The organism is Pontibacterium sp., assembly GCF_041587635.1.
In the GTDB taxonomy this organism is placed as follows: domain Bacteria; phylum Pseudomonadota; class Gammaproteobacteria; order Pseudomonadales; family Balneatricaceae; genus Pontibacterium.
Window position 1 is genome coordinate 1 of sequence record NZ_JBFGYC010000750.1, and the last position, 1,153, is coordinate 1,153.

At 52.6% G+C, this 1,153-nt stretch carries 2 protein-coding genes; both read right to left on the reverse strand.

The genetic code is table 11. The annotated features are described in order from the left end of the window. A partial coding sequence (locus tag ABYW01_RS21405) for a gamma-glutamylcyclotransferase (RefSeq protein WP_372836641.1) occupies positions 1–520 on the reverse strand: 520 nt, incomplete at its 3' end. Beyond that, positions 517–1,153: DNA recombination protein RmuC (locus tag ABYW01_RS21410; RefSeq protein ID WP_372836643.1), on the reverse strand; the 637-nt coding region annotated here is incomplete at its 5' end. The genes ABYW01_RS21410 and ABYW01_RS21405, both read right to left, overlap by 4 nt.

Below are 1,153 nucleotides of genomic sequence, written 5' to 3' on the forward strand. Positions count from 1 at the left end.
AGTTATCCAATACGGCCTCTCCCTGACTGCTGGCGGCCTGAAGACAGAACGCCAGATATCGAGGAAAAGGCAGAATGTCATCACGCCAGAGAGATCCAGAATAAAACTGCCCGACACGGCGTTGGTACTCATCGTCAGTAATGCATTTGTTCAGCCGATAATCCTGATCATTAAAACCGGTACAGATCCGCCCCGAGGACCGCTCACCGCGCTGATCCAGTGTCTCGACTTCAACCCAACGAAAACGATGTTCACGCTCATACAGGCCCAGAAACGCCTCTTCGCTGCATTCAAACTGGCTACACACGATACTGACGCCATCGTATGCCTGGGTTGAACAGGAGGCGATCTCCAGGTCCGTTTCACTCGCACCGTGGCGACTGAAGAAAACGATGCCTACCTTGTTGAAGATGCGGCGGTAACCCGGCACCTCCACTAAGCGAAAGTTTTCCAGCTCGGGCACGGTTTCCCGCGCCGATTGCTCAGACAGCAATGAGCCGTATCCAATCACGGATATCATGATACCTCCTCATCAGCACCCGCTTTGCCCAAACCACTGGAGGCTTCCAGCGCAGATTCAAATGCGGTTTCAAGCAAACTTTCCGGCAACTTCTTTTTCCCGCTAGCACCAAGCTGATTGAGCATCGCGGCCTGATTAACCAGATTACCCCGCCCTTTTGAAAGACGGTTTGTCGCCGTATCATACGCTTGACGGGTCCGCTCTATATGACGACCAATATCATCCATCGCCTCGACGAAGCCGACAAACTTGTCATGCAACTCACCGCCACGCCTGGCGATCTCACGGGCATTCTGACTCTGGTGTTCATAGCGCCAAATGTTATGAATCGTGCGCAGAGTCACCAACAACGTTGCAGGACTCACCAGCATAATGTTGCGTTCGAACGCATCATTAAACAGGCCGTGATCATTTTCCAGCGCCAGCATGAATGCCCCTTCAACCGGAATAAACAGCAGCACAAAATCCAGTGAGCGAACACCTTCGAGCCCCTGATAAGCTTTGTCACTCAGCCCACGTACATGTCCACGCAGTGACTGGAGATGCTCACGCAGGAATTGTTGCCGTTGTTGATCGTTTTCAGTCGAGCAATAACGCTCGTAGGCGGTCAGGGAGACCTTGGCATCGACAATG